At 38.2% G+C, this 18,020-nt stretch carries 18 protein-coding genes and 2 pseudogenes; 14 read left to right on the forward strand and 6 right to left on the reverse strand.

Annotated features, from left to right (window positions below):
• Nucleotides 1-38 precede the first annotated feature (38 nt).
• The 3 genes from FLP15_RS02730 to trpS are packed head-to-tail and all read right to left on the reverse strand — an operon-like array spanning nt 39 to nt 1,737.
• Nucleotides 39-176 carry a DUF6440 family protein gene (locus FLP15_RS02730; RefSeq protein ID WP_223804702.1) on the reverse strand — a complete coding sequence of 46 codons (138 nt, stop codon included), beginning with the start codon at nt 174-176 and terminating at the stop codon, nt 39-41.
• Between the two features lie 10 nt (nt 177-186).
• On the reverse strand, nt 187-708 hold the full coding sequence (locus tag FLP15_RS02735; RefSeq protein ID WP_142765896.1) for a 2'-5' RNA ligase family protein: 522 nt from the start codon (nt 706-708) through the stop codon (nt 187-189).
• Nucleotides 709-711: 3 nt separating this feature from the next.
• A complete protein-coding gene (gene trpS, locus FLP15_RS02740; protein ID WP_142765897.1) occupies nt 712-1,737 on the reverse strand; it encodes a tryptophan--tRNA ligase in 1,026 nt (341 codons plus the stop codon).
• A 1,385-nt stretch (nt 1,738-3,122) separates the two neighbouring features.
• Between trpS and FLP15_RS02745 the strand changes: the two genes are divergently transcribed.
• From FLP15_RS02745 to FLP15_RS12665, 14 genes and pseudogenes are all read left to right on the forward strand, one after another.
• Nucleotides 3,123-3,560: an OsmC family protein gene (locus FLP15_RS02745; protein ID WP_142765898.1), complete on the forward strand. Its 438-nt coding sequence runs from the start codon at nt 3,123-3,125 to the stop codon at nt 3,558-3,560.
• Between the two features lie 603 nt (nt 3,561-4,163).
• The gene (locus FLP15_RS02750) at nt 4,164-4,532 is read left to right on the forward strand and encodes a VOC family protein (protein WP_142765899.1); all 369 of its coding nucleotides are present in this window, start codon (nt 4,164-4,166) and stop codon (nt 4,530-4,532) included.
• 223 nt (nt 4,533-4,755) lie between these two features.
• Nucleotides 4,756-5,748 (forward strand): helix-turn-helix transcriptional regulator, encoded by a 993-nt coding sequence (locus FLP15_RS02755; RefSeq protein WP_142765900.1) that lies wholly within the window; start codon nt 4,756-4,758, stop codon nt 5,746-5,748.
• Nucleotides 5,749-6,008: 260 nt separating this feature from the next.
• Nucleotides 6,009-7,031: a putrescine carbamoyltransferase gene (gene ptcA / locus FLP15_RS02760; protein WP_142765901.1), complete on the forward strand. Its 1,023-nt coding sequence runs from the start codon at nt 6,009-6,011 to the stop codon at nt 7,029-7,031.
• Between the two features lie 15 nt (nt 7,032-7,046).
• On the forward strand, nt 7,047-8,408 hold the full coding sequence (locus tag FLP15_RS02765; protein WP_142765902.1) for an APC family permease: 1,362 nt from the start codon (nt 7,047-7,049) through the stop codon (nt 8,406-8,408).
• A 13-nt stretch (nt 8,409-8,421) separates the two neighbouring features.
• Nucleotides 8,422-9,519, forward strand: coding sequence for an agmatine deiminase (gene aguA, locus FLP15_RS02770; RefSeq protein WP_142765903.1), 1,098 nt, complete (start codon nt 8,422-8,424; stop codon nt 9,517-9,519).
• 23 nt (nt 9,520-9,542) lie between these two features.
• Nucleotides 9,543-10,489 (forward strand): annotated as a pseudogene (gene arcC / locus FLP15_RS02775) (carbamate kinase).
• 704 nt (nt 10,490-11,193) lie between these two features.
• Nucleotides 11,194-11,373: a hypothetical protein gene (locus tag FLP15_RS12660; protein ID WP_223804703.1), complete on the forward strand. Its 180-nt coding sequence runs from the start codon at nt 11,194-11,196 to the stop codon at nt 11,371-11,373.
• Nucleotides 11,360-12,646 carry an APC family permease gene (locus FLP15_RS02780; protein ID WP_142765904.1) on the forward strand — a complete coding sequence of 429 codons (1,287 nt, stop codon included), beginning with the start codon at nt 11,360-11,362 and terminating at the stop codon, nt 12,644-12,646. Before FLP15_RS12660 ends, FLP15_RS02780 begins: the two co-directional genes overlap by 14 nt.
• Nucleotides 12,639-13,022 (forward strand): TMEM175 family protein, encoded by a 384-nt coding sequence (locus tag FLP15_RS12970; protein WP_223804704.1) that lies wholly within the window; start codon nt 12,639-12,641, stop codon nt 13,020-13,022. Before FLP15_RS02780 ends, FLP15_RS12970 begins: the two co-directional genes overlap by 8 nt.
• Nucleotides 13,013-13,243 (forward strand): hypothetical protein, encoded by a 231-nt coding sequence (locus FLP15_RS12975; RefSeq protein ID WP_223804705.1) that lies wholly within the window; start codon nt 13,013-13,015, stop codon nt 13,241-13,243. The genes FLP15_RS12970 and FLP15_RS12975 overlap by 10 nt, the downstream gene beginning before the upstream one ends.
• Before the next feature lie 241 nt (nt 13,244-13,484).
• Entirely contained in the window at nt 13,485-13,820 is a 336-nt protein-coding gene (locus FLP15_RS02790; protein WP_142765905.1) for a hypothetical protein, read from the forward strand.
• Between the two features lie 109 nt (nt 13,821-13,929).
• Entirely contained in the window at nt 13,930-14,271 is a 342-nt protein-coding gene (locus FLP15_RS02795; RefSeq protein ID WP_142765906.1) for a DUF2391 family protein, read from the forward strand.
• A gap of 54 nt (nt 14,272-14,325) precedes the next feature.
• A complete protein-coding gene (locus tag FLP15_RS12665; RefSeq protein WP_190288333.1) occupies nt 14,326-14,682 on the forward strand; it encodes a hypothetical protein in 357 nt (118 codons plus the stop codon).
• Nucleotides 14,683-14,700: 18 nt separating this feature from the next.
• On the opposite strand, the pseudogene plsX reads toward FLP15_RS12665, so the two are convergent.
• From plsX to FLP15_RS02815, 3 genes and pseudogenes are all read right to left on the reverse strand, one after another.
• A pseudogene (gene plsX / locus FLP15_RS02805) lies at nt 14,701-15,695 on the reverse strand (phosphate acyltransferase PlsX).
• A 324-nt stretch (nt 15,696-16,019) separates the two neighbouring features.
• Nucleotides 16,020-16,832: a Cof-type HAD-IIB family hydrolase gene (locus tag FLP15_RS02810; RefSeq protein WP_142765907.1), complete on the reverse strand. Its 813-nt coding sequence runs from the start codon at nt 16,830-16,832 to the stop codon at nt 16,020-16,022.
• A gap of 502 nt (nt 16,833-17,334) precedes the next feature.
• The gene (locus FLP15_RS02815) at nt 17,335-18,018 is read right to left on the reverse strand and encodes an NUDIX hydrolase (protein ID WP_223804706.1); all 684 of its coding nucleotides are present in this window, start codon (nt 18,016-18,018) and stop codon (nt 17,335-17,337) included.
• Nucleotides 18,019-18,020: the final 2 nt, after the last annotated feature.

Consider the following 18,020-nt stretch of genomic DNA (forward strand, 5'->3'; position numbering starts at 1 on the left):
ATTAACCTTAGGCTTTCCTTCTTTGTCCATAAGTACAGTCAATCCGCCGCATAACCAGCAGCATGAAAAAGATACTCAATCCCAGTTTCTTTATCCACAATAACCGTATTCGTTTCAAGTGCTGCTGCTTTTCCAGTCGTTTGTTCAAACCGTTCTTTGATGTCATTTTTGTTCATAAAAATCCTCTCAATTTAGACTTACTTTCTTAATTATTTTAATATCTGAAGTTTTATTACTAAGTTCTATAAGTGCAATTTCAACAGCAAAGCCAGAGGGTATCAACTGGTTAGAAAGCATTGACTTTCCTACATTTGCAGCTTGCAGTCCTTGATGATTCATCAAGGTCAAATGCGGAACATAAGGAAACATTGGATTTTCTACGCCAGTAAATGACAATTCTTTTCGCAAATTATTGCGGAAAGCAATGATTCTATCATCAGAGAGTTGGAGAGTTAGTGTATCAGAGTGAGGAAAAATAGAGATTTTATCGAAAACAACATAAAAACTCTTTAGGCCAATGTTATCCATTGAATCTTTTATACTGGAAATATCTTCCTGAGTGAGTGCTGATTCTAAAGTGACATGAGGAAAATATCCAGCTTTATCCAGATGGTAAGTTGATAAGTGAGTTTTTTCAAAAATGTTCCAAACGCTTTGAATAAATTCATTGAACGCATCGTCAAATTTTAAAACAAGTGAATAATCCATATATTATTTAAAATAATTAATTCCCATAGCAAACTTAACTTCATCAAGCGTTTGACTAGCGACAGCCTCCGCTTTCAAAGAACCCTGCTTGAGCATATCATAGACATAGTCCATATTTTTGGCAAACTCAATTCGGCGTTCACGTATTGGTGACAGTTCTCGGTCAAGCACTTCGAGCAAATAGCGTTTTGTTTTCACATCACCAAGTCCACCTGCCTGATATTGCGCCTTCATCTCAGCAATAGTTGCCGCATCATCTGCATTACCAAAAACATCAAGATAATGGAAAACCATATTTCCTTCGATTTTACCAGGGTCTTCAACTTTGATGTGGTCAGGATCAGTGTACATACTCATCACTTTTTTCTTCAAAGTATCCAAGTCGTCCGCAAGGAAAATTCCATTATTGAGTGATTTAGACATTTTTGCATTACCATCTAGACCTGGTAAACGTCCAGCAGCCTCGTTTTCAGGGTAGATTCCCTCTGGTTCAACTAAAACATCGGCATGGTAAGCATTGTTGAATGAACGTACAATCTCACGTGTTTGCTCAATCATTGGTTTTTGGTCATTACCAACAGGCACATGAGTCGCCTTAAAAGCTGTAATATCAGCCGCCTGTGACACAGGATAGACTAAAAATCCTGCGGGGATAGATTCACCAAAACCTTTTTGAGCAATCTCCGTCTTAACTGTCGGATTACGCTCCAAGCGCGCCAAAGAAACAAGATTCATGTAATACATGGACAATTCAGCAAGCTCTGGAATCTGACTTTGAATAAAAATCGTTGATTTTTCAGGGTCAAGTCCAGCTGCTAGATAGTCTAGTGCAACATCACCCACAGATTGAATAATTTTTTCGGGTTCTTTGGCATGGTCGGTCAATGCTTGCTGGTCGGCAAGAAAGACAAACATATTATACTTGCCTTCATTTTGCATTTTCACGCGATTTTGGAGCGATCCGACGTAATGCCCGATGTGAAGTTTTCCAGTAGGGCGGTCGCCCGTTAATATAGTTGGTTTAGTCATAATTTAAGATGAGCTTATCAAGGAGTAAGCTCAATTCCTTTCTTCAGTTTAATGTGCTATCTTAGCCCTTTGGGCTACGCTGTCGATTCTCGCTACGGGCACGGAAGTGCCTAGTCGAAGTCGCAACTCGCTACGTGCTTCGCACGCCGTTCTATGAACGGTCTACACAACTTCGTTGCCCTGCTGTCCGTTTGATTGCCATTTGGCGTTGGCTCTATTCTTGTCACTTTAGTGACTTAGAGATAGAGGACAAATGTTCATCGGCACTTTAGTGCCTTACAGCCAATGCCTTTTGCTCTTGGGACAAACGGACAAATGTCCTATGGTCATGCGAAGCTAACTGCTAAAGCAGTAAGAGCAAAAAGCAAAGCGATAGGGCAAAATGGTGTTTTATTGCCCTAGGGTCTAAGCGCTTTGCGACTCGACTACTTAGCGAGAACCGTGCGACTCAGCGCTTCAGCGCCTAACGAGCACGGATACCTGCGGTGTGGACAGCGTAGCGCTTAGACTTCAGGGACAGGATAATCTCATATCTTTGATGTTAAGCAGACTGTTGCAGCTTTAGCTGCGTACAGGTCGCTTAGTTGTTACACCTAGAGGTTGTGCTCTAACATAGGAGTGCTGATGAAGTAAAAGTAATCACTTCAAATTTGGAGCAAAAAAGCCCGTAGAACATCATAAAAAATAATGCTCTACGGGCGCTATCTGCGCGGTGCCACCGTGATTTGAAACCATAAGATTTCCTCAAAACTTGCCAAAGACAAGTCGCTTTATAACGGAAGCTACCGCAATTTTTTCAAGAGATGAATACTTCATTAAGGTTGTGAATTCAACTTGTGTTGCTTTTAACAGCGAACCCAAGGAACAACCTCTGTGTGTAACAACTAAGCGACCTCTACGGTAGCTAAAGCTACAACAGTCTGCTTAACAGGTCACACACCATAGCGAATCTACGTTATCCATTCGCACTCTAAGCAGAACTCGTATCAAAGTGTAGTTCGACAAAAAAACAGAGTTTCCGAACACGTCTATTGTAAAAATTATTTTTGCTTTTTTTAATTGCAAATCAAGCCCATTCACTTCGTTGAAAACATCGACTTACACCACCGCCGACTTTCTAGAGATTTCATTAAGATGGCTCAAAAATGTATTTCATTTTGAGTACATCTAGTATCAAAGCTACTTTCTTGATGATTTAAATTTTACACTTTTTGTAAGAAACTGTCAATTGCTTCAATCTGGTAGTAATTTCTTGAATTTCTTAGGATAAAGCGCTATACTCAAAATGTAAAAAATGTTTTACATTTAAAAGATTACAATAAATGAGTTTGTATGCCCAATCTTTCATCTTTGGGTAGTCGAACTCTACCCAAAAGGAGAAAATTATGGCAAACGTATCCACAGCATCTGCACACTGGGAAGATTCACTTGAAAATGGTTTTGGTACAATTTCAGCAGAAAGTTCACAACTTTTTACAGAAGTTCCTTACAATTTTAAAGCACGTCTTGATAGTCAAGCACATATTACAACACCAGAAGAATTACTTGGTGCAGCTCACGCCGCTTGTTTTAGTATGGCGTTCTCTCTTGTTTTAGGAACAAAAGGACTTGTCCCAACGAGTGTAGATACTACTGCTGACGTTACTTTTGACGTTACACCAGACGGACCAGCTATTACTGGAATCAAATTAACCAATCATTCTGTTATCCCTGGACTATCAGAAAAAGATTTTCAAGAAATTGCCCAAGTAGTAAAGGAAAATTGCCCAGTTTCAAAGGCTTTGGCAGGAGTTGATATTACCTTAGAAGCAATTTTAGGATGAAGTCAAGACTTATTCAGTGGGAGTTTCGTAAAACATTTGTCCATTTTCTCTAGTCGCTAAAGCGACTGATAAAAGGGCAACTCGCCACTGAATTTAAGGTACAACCTCACATCAAAGATATGAGGTCATCTTGTCCAGAAGCCTAAGTGCTAAAGCACTAACGCCCTAGGGCAGTCGGACGAAATTCAAAGATTGCCTATTTCGCCTTATCGCTTTAGCGAGTTGCGACTTCGGCTAGGCACGTCCGTGCCGTAGCGAGAATCGACAGCGCAGTGAAACGGAGATAGAGCGAATGGACAGCGGAGCGAAGCGAAGATAGCACGCACTTGTTTTGATAAAAATTGGAGAAAACGAGCAAAAATGCTCGTTTTTTTGGTACAATGAATTTATTGAACTAATTAATTGAGTTCTGCTCGTTTGAAATCAGTGAAAGTAGAAGTTCTACTGTCCATTTGCTCCGTCTTCATTCTGTTATACTGTTGATTCACCGCAGGTATCCAGTAGCAAGACGAACTGGCAACTTCCAGAACCCTGCTTTCGTATGAACCTGTAATTTTCTTAATTTCAGGACGATTGCCCCTCATATCTTAAAGGAGTATGATTATGACTTTTAATATGTGCACTATGCTTTACGTTCAAGATGTAAAAGCAGAAGCTAACTTTTTTCAATCCATCGGATTTGCAGAAATTTCTCGCGAAACAATTGCGGAATCTGAAACAGTAACCTTTGCTCCGCAAGCAGAAGGAAATGCTCGTTTGCAGATTTTTGATATTGAATTTATCAAGTTAATGAGTCCAGAAGTAGCTGATAATAAGCCATCTATTTTATTTACAGTATCAGATATTTCAAAATGGCATGATAATGTCAAGACTCAAGGAGGTTTTATCAGTGATTTACAAGATATGGGCGGTAAATGCACATTCAACTTTCAAAGTCCAAGTGGTTCTTATTTTGCCTTCATGGAAGCCTAAATACGAAAAATTAAAAGTGCTAGTTAGCACTTTTTTGTTTAACGATAATCAAAGAACCTATGAAAGATTAATAAATATTCAATACAGTATCAGAATAAAAAATGTATATAATTTTGAGGTTAGTATAAGATAAAATAGTTTTATCATACAGAGAAAGTGGTTTTAATTGCTCATATTTATGATATGATATGATTAGATAATAATGTAAGTAGGTTTAACCCTGATGATTTTTAATTATATTTATACTACTTTCCTAACAATTCTCTATACACTTGTGATGTCATTTGCTTTGGGTGGCTATTTAAAAGAACATAAGAAGAACTACTTATTAATAACACTGTATTTTCTTCTTCTTATCTTGAACGGTCTACTTGTAACCATGTCGGAAACATTTAAAACATTTGCCAGTGATTATAATCGACAATTTATGGTAAATCCAATCATTGAAACGCTTTATTATTTAGCGATTTTTGCAATTGCTTTAAAGCTAATTAATGAATTACTTGGAGAAAAGATAAAATCTCACCAATACGGAATTTATATCGTGTTTGCTTTGTGGCTCATTGTGGTTCCTTTTTTTAGTAATTCTGCATTGAAAGTATGGCTCTACTATTTTCCAAGTCAGGCTGTCACAATTTATATGGGAATTTACTTGCTCAAGCACTACCGTAAGATAGAACAGTCAATTGTATGGCGGAATTATGCGAAATGGCTAGGTCTATTAGCTTTGATTTTTGGAATAGCTATTGTTTCAGAAGATACTTTTGTTATTTTCTTTAGAGATATCTATCACGCTAATATGTTAAAAATTCATAATCGCAATGTATCTGAGGATATTTTTCACATCTCGCTTTGTATAGTAGCGATCAAGTATTTTTTGTTTAATTATAAAACAAACTCTGTAAATCAAATAATTCCTTCTTCACTAGATATGGTAAATATTGAGGTTGATGAAGAAAATGTTGTGCGCACAGATGAGGAAGCATCCTACTTTGATAAATTTGTAGCTACTTATGGTATCACTCAAAGAGAAGCGGAAATTCTTGACTTACTCATAAAACGCAAACACAACCAAGAAATTGCAAACCAACTCTACCTCTCTCTTGGAACAGTAAAAACACATACCCACAATATTTTTATCAAACTTCAAATTGAGCGGCGCTCAGATGTTTGTGAAGTGTGGGAAAACTTCAAAAAGTCGGAAAAACTTAAATAAATAATGATAAAAATATCTGTCCTAAATGAACAGATATTTTCTTTTTGTAAAGATGAAAGCTTCATAAATCATTAAGTAAATGCTCTAAACCTTACTAAACTTTTTAATTTAAACTATTGATATAAAAGGGCTTTCATGAATTTTCAAAGATTATATCTTTAGGTTGATTGTTTTAAAAATATGCTCCTGATATACTGAAAGCGTTCCCGAAAGGGAGGACGAAAATTCAATTTACTATTTTATTCAGGAGGAATAAAAACATGACAACATCGAAAAAACGTGATTTTATCACAACAGAAGATTACAGCAAAGAAGAAATTCTTGACATTGTGAATCTTGGATTGAAAATTAAAGCGGCGATTAAAAATGGCTACTATCCGCCACTGTTGAAGAATAAATCACTTGGTATGATTTTTCAACAAACATCTACGCGGACTCGTGTTTCTTTTGAAACTGCAATGACACAACTTGGCGGACACGCAGAATATTTGGCGCCAGGTCAGATTCAACTCGGAGGGCACGAAACAATAGAAGATACAAGTACAGTCCTTTCCCGCTTGCTTGACGTGATCATGGCACGTGTTGACCGTCATGAATCAGTGAATAATCTGGCAAAACACACAACAATTCCAGTTCTTAATGGAATGTCAGACTATAACCATCCTACACAAGAAATAGGAGATTTAACCACCATTATTGAACACTTACCAGCTGGTAAGAAGCTTGAAGATTGTAAGGTCGTTTTTGTCGGAGATGCAACGCAAGTTTGTTTCTCATTAGGACTTATTGCGACAAAAATGGGGATGCACTTCGTTCACTTTGGCCCTAAAGGCTATCAACTTAACGAAGAACACCAAGCCAAGTTAGCGGCAAACTGTGAAGTTTCAGGAGGAACTTTTGAAGTAACAGATGACGAAGCTTCTATCGTAGGCGCAGATTTCCTTTACACAGATGTTTGGTACGGTTTATATGATGCAGAACTTTCAGAAGAAGAACGTTTGGCGATTTTCTTCCCTAAATATCAAGTAACACCTGAGATGATGAATAAAGCAGGCATGAATACTAAATTTATGCACTGTTTACCAGCTTCGCGTGGTGAAGAAGTCGTGGATGCTGTGATTGATGGTGAAAATTCAATCTGTTTTGATGAGGCAGAAAATCGCTTGACTTCAATTCGTGCTTTGCTTGTTTATCTCCTACGTGACTATCAAGAAAAAAATCCTTATGATTTAAAAGCACAAGCTGAGGCAAAAGCTGATTTAGAAGCTTACTTAGCGAAATAAGAAAGCGTGTCTTCTATGGAAAATGGAAAGAAAAAATTTAGCTTAGCGAGTGCAATTCTTTCTGTCATTTGTGTTGTTTTTGTTGCCGAGGCAGCAGCGCCTGTTGCTGCCATTGGTAACTCTCAGTTCTTTTGGTGGATTGTTTTGATTATTGCTTTTCTGTTGCCTTATGGTCTGATTACTTCTGAGCTTGGAACAACTTATACAGGTGAAGGAGGACTTTATGATTGGGTAACAAAGGCTTTCGGTCATCGCTGGGGAGCGCGTGTTTCTTGGTTTTATTGGATTAATTTCCCGCTTTGGATGGCTTCGCTTGCTGTACTTTGCCCAGACTTACTACAAAAAATATTTGGTTTTCAACTCAATACACCTATTGCATTGGTTATTGAACTTGTCTTTATTTGGGTGATTGTCTTAATCAGTCTATATCCAGTAAGTGATAGTGTTTGGATTCTGAATGGTGGCGCAGTCATAAAGGTATTCTTAGCTTTGGCATTAGGTGGATTTGGAGTTTATTCTGCAATCACACACGGTGTAGCGAACCACTATACCTTAGCTTCACTTTTACCAAGCTTTGATTTGCATAGTTTATCTTTTATCTCAGTGATTATCTTTAATCTGCTAGGCTTTGAAGTAATATGTACCTTTGCTGATAGTATGGAAAATCCTAAGAAACAAATTCCCCAATCAATCATTATTGGTGGGGTGGTCATTGCAGCGATTTATATGTTTTCAGCTTTTGGGATTGGTGTTGCGATTCCAACGGATAAACTTTCGACAAGTTCAGGCTTAGTGGATAGTTTTCAAGTGATGTTAGGCACACCAACGGGCTGGTTTATCAGTTTGATTGCCTTTCTGTTTATGCTGACTTTGTTTGGCAATATGGTTTCCTGGTCACAAGGGGTAAATAATATTGCAAGTTATGCTGCTGATAATGGTGATATGCCTAAATTCTTCTCAAAACGGCGTTCGTCTAATGGAATATCTTGGGGAGCTGCATTGATGAATGGGATTGTGGCAACGATAATTGTCGTTATTGCTCCAATCTTACCCAATCAGGACTTGTTCTGGTCATTCTTCTCTTTGAATCTTGTTTTGTTCTTATTAAGTTATGTTCCAGTATTTCCTGCTTTCTTTAAGTTGCGTAAAATTGATCCTGATACTCCTCGCCCTTTTCGTGTAAGTGGTGGTACGGGACTATTGAAGTTATACACAGCTTTACCGATGATTATTATCATTATTTCACTCATTTTTACTGCTATTCCACTGCAATTTGATAAGGCTTCGCTAACAGAACAGCTTCCGATTACGATTGGAGCAATTATCTTTATCATTATTGGTGAATTAATTATTTGGACAAAAAAGATAAAAAAATAAAGGAGAAATAAAAATGTCAAAACGTATTATTGGTACTACACCAAAACAAGATGGATTTCGGATGCCTGCTGAATTTGAAGCACAAAAGCAAGTGTTTATGATTTGGCCAGAACGTCCAGACAACTGGCGTGATGGTGCAAAACCAGTACAGGTTGCATTTGCCAATGTGGCTAAGGCAATCAGTCAATTTACGCCTGTCACAATGTTGGTTTCTAAAGTACAATATCAAAATGCCCGTTATCAACTGGCGGATGAAATCAGAGTGATTGAGGTCTCAAATAATGATTCTTGGGTGCGAGATTGTGGACCGACATTCGTGATTAATGATAAGGGTGAACTTCGTGCAAATGACTGGACTTTTAATGCATGGGGAGGATTAGTTGATGGTTTATACTTCCCTTGGGATCAAGATGATTTAGTTGCACAAAAGGTTTGTGAGTTGGAAGCTGTTGATTCTTATCGAACAAATGATTTTGTACTGGAAGGTGGCTCTTTCCATGTTGATGGAGAGGGGACGGTTTTAACGACAGAAATGTGTCTTTTGTCTGAGGGACGGAATCCCCATATGACTAAAGTAGAAATTGAAAATATGCTTAAAGAGCATTTGAATGCTGAAAAAGTCCTTTGGCTTGGTGATGGGATTGACCCAGAAGAAACAAATGGTCATGTGGATGATGTCGCGTGTTTTGTTGCTCCGGGTGAGGTGGCTTGTATTTATACAGAGGATGTTCATTCACCTTTTTACGAGGCAGCACAGGATGCTTACAAACGTTTGAGTGAAATGACAGATGCCAAAGGTCGTCAACTGAAAGTGCATAAGCTGACTTGTCCAGTCAATAACGTTACGATTAAGGGTGATTTTAAGATTGATACGGTTGAAGGAACACTTCCTCGCGAAGACGGCGATATCTGTATCGCTTCCTATATGAATTTCTTGATTACAAATAATGGGGTTATCGTTCCGCAATATGGGGATGAAAATGATGCATTAGCTTTGCAACAGGTTCAGGAGATGTTCCCAGAACGTGAAATTGTCGGGGTCAATACTGTAGAAGTAGTATATGGTGGGGGAAATATTCACTGTATTACGCAACAACAACCTAAGGCATAGAAGGATAAGAGAGGGGAAGAAAAATGGGAAAGCGTATTGTCGTTGCTCTTGGGGGAATGCGATTCTGACAGACAATCCAACAGCTCAAGCACAAGCGGAAGCTCTTCAAAGAACTGCTGAACAGTTAATTCCGTTGATTAAAGGGAATGATGTTGAGATGGTCATCACACATGGTAATGGTCCTCAAGTTGGAAATCTGTTGTTGCAACAATTGGAGAGTGATTCTCCTAAAAATCCTGCAATGCCTCTTGATACTGCGGTTGCTATGACTCAAGGACAAATTGGTTTTTGGATGGGTCAAGCATTTACTAAGGCTCTGGTTGATAATAAGATGTCAGAAGTTCCCTTTGTGTCTGTGGTGACTAGAACGGTTGTTGATGCTAATGACTCTGCTTTTGAAAATCCAACGAAACCGATTGGACCTTTTTATACAGAGCAAGAGGTTAAAGAGATTCAAATAAAATATCCTGACTGGAAAATAATTGAGGACGCAGGGCGTGGTTATCGTCGTGTTGTACCTTCACCATTGCCTTTACGTATTGTGGAAGCGGAAGCAATTAAGCCTTTATTAGATGCAGCTGTGTTAGTGACGGTATCTGGTGGCGGAGGTATTCCGGTTGTTGAGGAGGATAATGGTTTTAAAGGTGTTGAAGCGGTCATTGACAAAGATTTTTCTGCAGCCAAGCTTGCTGAACTTGTGGATGCAGATGAACTTGTGATTTTTACTTCTGTTGGCGATGTTTTTCTGAATTATGGTAAACCCAACCAGCAGACTTTAGGGACTGTTTCGGTGAGTGAGATGAAGAAGTATTTGGCTGAGAATCAATTTGCAGCAGGTTCGATGAAGCCTAAAGTTGCAGCAGCAGTTTCTTTTGTGGAGAATACGGGAAAAGTTGCTACGATTACTTCACTTGATAATGTAACAAACTTTGTTAAAAGTGGTGCAGGAACACGAATTATTCCTGATTAAAGTAATAAAAAATAGTATGGGAAAAATGCCATGCTATTTTTTGCAATTTTAATCACAATATTGGTCATAAGAATGAGGTGAAGGCGCTTAGTTTTTGCTATAACTGAGTTCATACGATTAGAATGGGTGAAAAAATATAAGTCTCTCTAAGAAACTTCGTTTCTCTACGAGATTTCCTATCTCCGTACTTATTGCATCACGCTGTCCATTGGCTTATGTGCTAAAGCACAAAGTTTTCATCATTTCTTGCCAATCGTATTCCCATCTTGGTATAATTGAGTTCGCAACACCAGAAGATATGAGAGAAGATAGCTCTGCTGTCCATTCTCGCTACATCGCTAAAGCGATGAGTCGAAGTGGCAACTGGAACCTGTTCTACGAACAGATCTACGCGACCTTGTCGCTCCGCTGTCCGTTTGATTGCCATTTGGCGTTGCCTCTATTCTTGTCACTTTAGTGACTTAGAGATAGAGGACAAATGTTCTAGGGTCATGCGAAGCTAGGAGCTGAAGCTCCACTGAAAAAATGTGTCCGCTCTCGCTACGGTGCTAAAGCACTTAGTCGAGTGGCAAGAGCAAAAGGCAATCACATTTTCCTATCTCTCTACGCTTCTTGACGGTGTTACTCTCATATTGTTATAATTTGATTATCAAATCATTCTTTGAAAAGGTTGAGCAATTAATTTGTTGAAACTACTGGCTCGTATGATAATTGCGTTTTGCTTAGTTCTCAATATAAGAGAAGTGAAAGCTTATATTTTAAGCACATGGGATAGTGGGACAGCAGTGCTTGGTTTGATAAAAATTGAATCCAACCTCTTTAGTGGAGATATTATATCATTACAGTTGGATTTGTCTCTCGGAGGGATGTATGAAGGAAACTAAATTACTTTCACCTACTGCCATTTTTTTACTCGGAATTAATTCTATTATTGGTTCGGGTATTTTCTTGCTTGCTGGGAAGATTTATCAAGATGCTGGGACACTTAGTTTACTTGCGATATTATTTGCTGGTTTATCTATCTTTGTGATTGCCTTTTCTTATGCAAACATGAGTAAAATTTATCCTGAAAATGGTGGTGCTTTTGTCTATGCAAAGGAAACTTTTGGACGTTTTCCAGGTTTCGTGATAGGGAGTATTACTTGGCTTTTGGGTGTGGTCACATTGGCAACTGAAGTATCAGCTCTACTTACGGCGTTAAAGATGATTTTTCCAAATCTTGCAACACGGCCCATAGGACTTTTGGTTATTTTATTGTTAGGGGTTATTTCGTATTTTGGAACATCAATTATTGCGGGTTTGGATAATATTACCTCTTTTGTCAAACTTTTGATTGTTGTGGTTTTTGTTGGAACTTGTGTTTGGTTGGTGCGTGGTGAGAATTTTACTACGTTGTCAGTACTGACAGAAAGTTCGTCAGCAGGTCATCACGCTGTCAGTGGTTTTTTATCAGCTTATGGAACAATTTTCTTCTTTTTCACTGGTTTTTCATTTTTACCAGTCAATGCTGAGAAGATGAAAAATCCGGCTAAGAATTTGCCTAAAATGATGGCTATTGTGATGCTGACGTGTATTACAGTGTATCTGGTGATTCAGACGATAACAATTGGTAGTCTTGGAGCGAATCTTCCTGCAACGATTGTACCAGCTGCAACAGCTTTTAGTAAAGTGGTTGGTGGTATTGGAATTCCTTTGTTTGTTATTGCAATATGTATTTCTATCTTTGGAGTAATCGTGGCGACAACGTTTAATACTCCAACAATTCTTGCTAGTTTAGCTGAGTCGCATGAAGACGTACCGATGATTGTGGCTAAGACGAATCATTTTGGAACAGCAACTTGGGCAATTTTCTTAACTACATTGGGTGCAATGGGACTTTTTCTCAGTGGAAATTATGTCTTTCTTAGTGGACTAACTGTTTTTATGAGTTTTGTTCAGTATTTATCAACTGGTCTTGCAAATATTAAGAAAAAATTTATTTGGATAGGTGTGGGTACAGTGATTTTTTCATTGGTTCTGTTGACAAGTTTCACGCTTAATGTTCTTTTATTTGGTGTGAGCATTCTCCTATTACTTATTGTGATTTATTTCATTGTTAAACTGGACGATGAGGAAAGGGAAAAATGGTTGCAGGAAAGAGGGAAAAATCATGGTTAGTAAATCACGTCTCGGAGGCTTTGTCGATGGGATTGTCGCAGTTGTTATGACAATTATGCTGTTGGAATTTCGAATCCCAGAAAGTGGTTTGCTTATGGATTTTTTGCGCAATAATCTGGTTTATATGATTGCCTATATTTTGAGCTTTATCTATGTAACGACTTCTTGGTTTAATCAGCAGTATATGTTAACGAATGCTGAACGTGTGACACGAAGGATTTATGTGTCCACAATGTTATGGATTTTGTCGCTATCATTATTGCCTGTACTTGCGGCTTGGACAGGTCGTACAATTGACCTATTTGACCATCTTGGGAGTACGGCTCCCAAAACGCCTGCTTTGCTGTTTATGGCAATGATTGGGTTGTGGGGCTAGCCTATGTGCAAATGAGCAAAGCTTATATTTTGGACAATCCCCCTCATGTTGCAGAAAAAATCAAAGCAATGGAAGTTTTGCACGTACTCAATCATCCAATCTGGATTTTAGTTATTTTTTTAGCGATGGTGGCAACGTATTTTTATCCTCCTTTTGTTCTTATTTACACGGCAGGAGAGATGATTTGGTCAATGCTACATTCAAAAAATGAGCAAAGATAGTCTGTCAGTTCAATGCGCCCGACGTAAGCATTGAATCGGCGGATGGAGGACTTATCATCGAAGTTGATAAGTCTGTCAGTATACTGACAGACTATAAAAAGGAAGTGAGTTCACCCTACTAGGAGCTAGACGATTAGATAAAATGTGTGCATCACATTTTCCTACTCTGCCTGCGGTGACTATGCTGTTGATTCTTGCGATATTCCTAAGCAGTCGGATTCACATCTTAAAAGGAGAAAAAATGAGTAAACGTGGAGTTTTTAGATTTGTTTTGAGCATTATTTTGTTGATCATCATTTGGGCATGTGTGATTTTGAATCTTGGTTTTATTCCGTTTGTAGCAGGAGCATTTGTTTGTGCGGTTATTTTCATGATGTCTGATTATAAATTTTCGGAGCGTAAAAAATTAATACCAACTAAAAAAATTCAAAAAATAAATGTCCTAATTTGGCCAGCGACAGTGATTTCTGTTCTCGTTGCACTATATGTAACAGACTACCTTTTAGCTCTAGCCATTGTCCTGACAATAATTTTGCCTGCTGGAATTTTCTTAAATGATAAATATCAACAGCGCTAGAATTTCTGTCAGTTCAATATGCCTAGAATAAGCATTGAACGTGTGGCTAAAAGACTTATCAATGAAGTCGATAAGTCTGTCAGTATACTGACAGACGCGTGGGGGGAAAATGCGCAGAAATTTTTATATTGTGATTTGCATTTTATATGTTTCAATGATGTTCATCAATGTTAACTTCAAATCATTTTGGTGGCTGTCATTGATGGGAGTAGCTTTGCTTGTTGTAGCGATGATTATTTTTGAGCGTAAATTTACTGATGAGGAGGCACCAAGAAAGAAAACGAAATGGCGTCACTATTTTCTCACTTGGTTTTTGACAGTTTTGGGGCTGACTTTCTTGGTTTCGGCGGTAAGTTATTTCATTCATTTTGATTGGAATCGCTGGTTTCAACCTTTATTTTACGCGCTTATTGCAATCGGTCTAGCTTACAGCTCACGATTTGAAAAATGAAGCTATTGACAAAGCTGTCAGTACACTTTTTGAAAGTAGAAATTGGAAATATATATGATGACAAAAAAAGAACACACTTTTTGGTTACTAAGTAGCATTGCAATGTTTCTTGCAATACCTTTTTTCTTGCTCTCGTATAAATTTCAAGGATGGGCATTTTTATTTTTTATGATTGGTGGAGTTTTGATATTTTTTATCAAAGATAAGTCAGCACCAATTAAGCCCCTACCAAATAGATTTTGGCAAAAGCGATGGTTTTGGGCGTGTATATTTATTCCGCTTATTTTGTTAGTGGGAATATTTTGTTGGGGAAATGTTAGTAGTCCTCCTTATTTTCTAATCGTTCTCTGTCTTGAATTTCCAATTATGGGCTATTTCCAAACTAAGTATGATTGGAGAAGAAAAAATTAAAAAGCCAATGTTGGCTTTTTAATTTTCCATATTTTCAAAGTGTTTAACGAGTTTACCAGTCACATCTGTTTCTAACATTTTGTGAATTTGTCCTAGCGCAGATAATATAGCGAATTCACTTGAGTTGCCATGTGCTTTGATAACAGGCGCTTTTAAGCCAACAAAAGCTGCACCTCCAGCAGCATCTGTGCTCATCATGTCTTTGAGTCCAGAGAGTGGTTTTTTAATTAATGCACCACCGATTTTTGTTGTGAAACTTCCTTCCATAATCGCTGCCTTGATTTGTTTCATAAGAACGCTTGCTGTACCTTCAATTGCTTTAAGTACAGCGTTTCCCGTGAAACCATCAGCTACAACGACATCGGCACCTCCAGTGAGAATATCACGTGATTCAATATTTCCGATAAAATTGATTTCAGGCATATTAGATAAGAGTTCATGCGCTTCTTTGACGCTTGGTGAGCCCTTTGACTCCTCTGTACCGTTGGAAAGTAAGGCTACTTTTGGTTTTGTTATTCCTCGGACATTTTCAGCGTAGTAAGAACCTAAAATTGCGAAATCAACCAAATGTTGCGCTGTATTTTCAGTATTGGCACCGAGGTCAAGCATCTCAAAGCCACGTCCGTCACTTGTTGGCAAGGTAGACATAAGTGCAGGACGTGAAACTTGCTTAATCCTTTTGACCAAAAGCAAGCCTGCAGTCAAAAGTGCGCCGGTCGATCCAGCAGATAAAACAGCATCAGCCTCTCCTTTTTTTACTGCTGTCACTGCCAGGACAAGGGAACTATTTTTTTTAGACTTAATTGCGGTTACTGGATCATCGTGAAAATCAATGATTTCAGTAGTTTCTATGATTTCTATATTTGTTTCATCATCTAAAAATTGACGAATTTTTTCTCCATTACCATAAAGCTGAAAAGTTACGTCGGAAAATTCTTTTTTAGCAAGATTAACACCTTTTACGATATTTTCAGGAGCGAAATCTCCTCCATCGCATCGATTGCAATTTTCATATTCTTCTCCAAATTTATTAATTAAGGTTGTGTAGAAACCCGTCTTGCTTTTGATGGCGGACATAAGGCACGACCTCTAGATGTAATCCAAGGGGTCTGTGCGCAGCTAGAGCGACAGCAGTCCGCTTAACATCTTCAATATGAGGTCACACTTTGTTCTCCATTTGCTCAAAGCGGGGGCATAAATGCCGAGTGTTTGATCGTGTGGGACACACTGTCAAAGTCGCGGATGAAGCAAGTGTAGTTTGACAAAAAAGCAGAGTTTCGGAACACATCTATTATTAAAATTATAGCAAAAAAAGTGGTTTAATGACCACTTTCGTTTTATTTTTCAGAAATAATACGCTCAATCTCAGTAAAAACAGCATCTTCATCATTGCTTCCAATGATGTTGTCAGCAAGAGTAAGTATTTCCTTAGTTGCATTGCTTACAGCGTACGAAGTTCCAGCATATTCCAGCATTTCGTAGTCATTCATTTGGTCGCCAAAAGCAGCGAGATTATCTGCTGTCCATCCAAAATGTTTGACTAAAGCGTTGAGCCCAGAAGCTTTGCTGATTCCATCTGGAATGATATCAATACTTGTAAAACCTGTTGTTGTTGCACGGACGTAAGGAAGCTCTTCAGTGATAAAACTTTCACATTCACGTGTTTTATCCTCAGGAAAATTCGTGGTAATTTTGAGAAGAGTATCATCGATCTCATCAAGAGAGTTCACAATCTGGCAATTAGCATAATAAAGTTGAGCCTTATCAAAGAACCAGTCGGATACACCTTTGATAGAATAGGCACCTTTAAGCCCAGAAATCAGAAAATCACTGTCAGGCGAAAAGGGCATTCTGCGTAACAAATCTATGATTGAATCAATTTGTGAGGTGGAAAATGTCTGTGCGGAAATCATTTTATTTTTATAGCTGACTACGCCGCCATTTTCAGCAACAAATGCCATTTTATCTGTAAAACCGTCAAAGAGTTCCTCTAAAGCTAAAAGTTGTCGTCCTGAAGAAGCGCAGAAAATCCAACCTAATTGGTCAAATTGTTCAAGTACAGTCGCTAGTTTATCACGATTATAAGCGCGATCAGAGCGCAAAAAAGTTCCATCCATATCTGTTGCAAAAAGTTTTAATTCTTTCGTCATTTGTTCTGTTAGTCCTTTAAATTCATTACAGGTTATTATTATAATTTTAACTTAGCACGCATTAAGCTCTGCTTTCGTTCTACTGCCCTAGGGTCTTAGCGCTTTAGCGATTGCGATTTGAGCTTGTCGCTTTAGCAACTTAGCGAAATCGACAGCGGAGCAAAGCGAGATAGACTTCAGGGACAGGACCACTTCGCCTTGCGACTTTAGTCGCTTAGAGCGAATGGATAACGAAGCTTTGCTACGGTGTGACCTCATATCTTTGATGTTAAGCAGACTGTTGCAGCTTTAGCTGCGTACAGGTCGCTTAGTTGTTACACCTAGAGATTGTGCCCTAACATTGGTGGGGAAAAAGAATCCCCACCAATGAAGTAATCACTTTAATTCAAGATAAAATTTATCGAAATAAGTGCGTGCTAACACCCCTACCTCTTAGGTAGGGGATGAAGCAGCACTAACTTTGAATTTAGTCTTGACTTCATTTAGCTATGAAATCATCAATTTAATTTTCTACAAATGAAGTTTCACCATTAAATCTAATATAATCAAAAATGTGTTTTGCATAGTGAAAAGGAATAAATTTTCCCTCATCAATCAATGCATTTAATTCGTCTTCGGATACCCATCGCATAGCAGAAACTTCTGATTTTTGAAGTTTTAAATCTTTGAGCGGTATATCTTTTTGAATGATAAAAACTTCACTCCAACCCTCATAGAACTGGATTGTTAGACGACTTGGTACATTTGAAAAGTTATAGAAAATTCCTGTTTCTTCCAGAAGTTCTCGAGTAGCAGCTTCGTGGAAAAGTTCCCCATCCTGTACTCCACCGCTAGCCGTAAAATCCCAGAAGTGAGGAAAACTTGACTTTGTCACTTGGCGTTGTTGAATAAGCACTTTATCACCAGTTTGACTAAAAATAATAACACGAACAACAAAGCGAAATTGACCGTTCTCTAGAGGAATTCCGCGTGTTCCGATTTTTCCTGTCTTTAGTTTTTGTGCATTATAAATATCAAAATTTTCCGTAATAACCACACTTTCGGTAAGGAAATGATTGCTGACAGTTCTGTCAGCTTTGAATCGGCAGATAAAAAATTTGTCAGCAAAGCTGATAAGTCTGTCAGTAACATTTTTGTCAGTAAAATAAATTCTGTCAGTAATTTTTATTACTGACAGAGTTATCAAAT

The sequence above is a fragment of the Lactococcus protaetiae genome (assembly GCF_006965445.1).
Classification (GTDB): domain Bacteria; phylum Bacillota; class Bacilli; order Lactobacillales; family Streptococcaceae; genus Lactococcus; species Lactococcus protaetiae.

Bases quoted from the DNA above. Each gene is read 5' to 3' on its own strand.
- FLP15_RS02730 (WP_223804702.1), bottom strand. From the start codon at position 176: ATGAACAAAAATGACATCAAAGAACGGTTTGAACAAACGACTGGAAAA.
- FLP15_RS02735 (WP_142765896.1), bottom strand. From the start codon at position 708: ATGGATTATTCACTTGTTTTAAAATTTGACGATGCGTTCAATGAATTT.
- trpS (WP_142765897.1), bottom strand. From the start codon at position 1,737: ATGACTAAACCAACTATATTAACGGGCGACCGCCCTACTGGAAAACTT.
- FLP15_RS02745 (WP_142765898.1), top strand. From the start codon at position 3,123: ATGGCAAACGTATCCACAGCATCTGCACACTGGGAAGATTCACTTGAA.
- FLP15_RS02750 (WP_142765899.1), top strand. From the start codon at position 4,164: ATGACTTTTAATATGTGCACTATGCTTTACGTTCAAGATGTAAAAGCA.
- FLP15_RS02755 (WP_142765900.1), top strand. From the start codon at position 4,756: ATGATTTTTAATTATATTTATACTACTTTCCTAACAATTCTCTATACA.
- ptcA (WP_142765901.1), top strand. From the start codon at position 6,009: ATGACAACATCGAAAAAACGTGATTTTATCACAACAGAAGATTACAGC.
- FLP15_RS02765 (WP_142765902.1), top strand. From the start codon at position 7,047: ATGGAAAATGGAAAGAAAAAATTTAGCTTAGCGAGTGCAATTCTTTCT.
- aguA (WP_142765903.1), top strand. From the start codon at position 8,422: ATGTCAAAACGTATTATTGGTACTACACCAAAACAAGATGGATTTCGG.
- FLP15_RS12660 (WP_223804703.1), top strand. From the start codon at position 11,194: ATGATAATTGCGTTTTGCTTAGTTCTCAATATAAGAGAAGTGAAAGCT.
- FLP15_RS02780 (WP_142765904.1), top strand. From the start codon at position 11,360: ATGAAGGAAACTAAATTACTTTCACCTACTGCCATTTTTTTACTCGGA.
- FLP15_RS12970 (WP_223804704.1), top strand. From the start codon at position 12,639: ATGGTTAGTAAATCACGTCTCGGAGGCTTTGTCGATGGGATTGTCGCA.
- FLP15_RS02790 (WP_142765905.1), top strand. From the start codon at position 13,485: ATGAGTAAACGTGGAGTTTTTAGATTTGTTTTGAGCATTATTTTGTTG.
- FLP15_RS02795 (WP_142765906.1), top strand. From the start codon at position 13,930: ATGCGCAGAAATTTTTATATTGTGATTTGCATTTTATATGTTTCAATG.
- FLP15_RS12665 (WP_190288333.1), top strand. From the start codon at position 14,326: ATGATGACAAAAAAAGAACACACTTTTTGGTTACTAAGTAGCATTGCA.
- FLP15_RS02810 (WP_142765907.1), bottom strand. From the start codon at position 16,832: ATGACGAAAGAATTAAAACTTTTTGCAACAGATATGGATGGAACTTTT.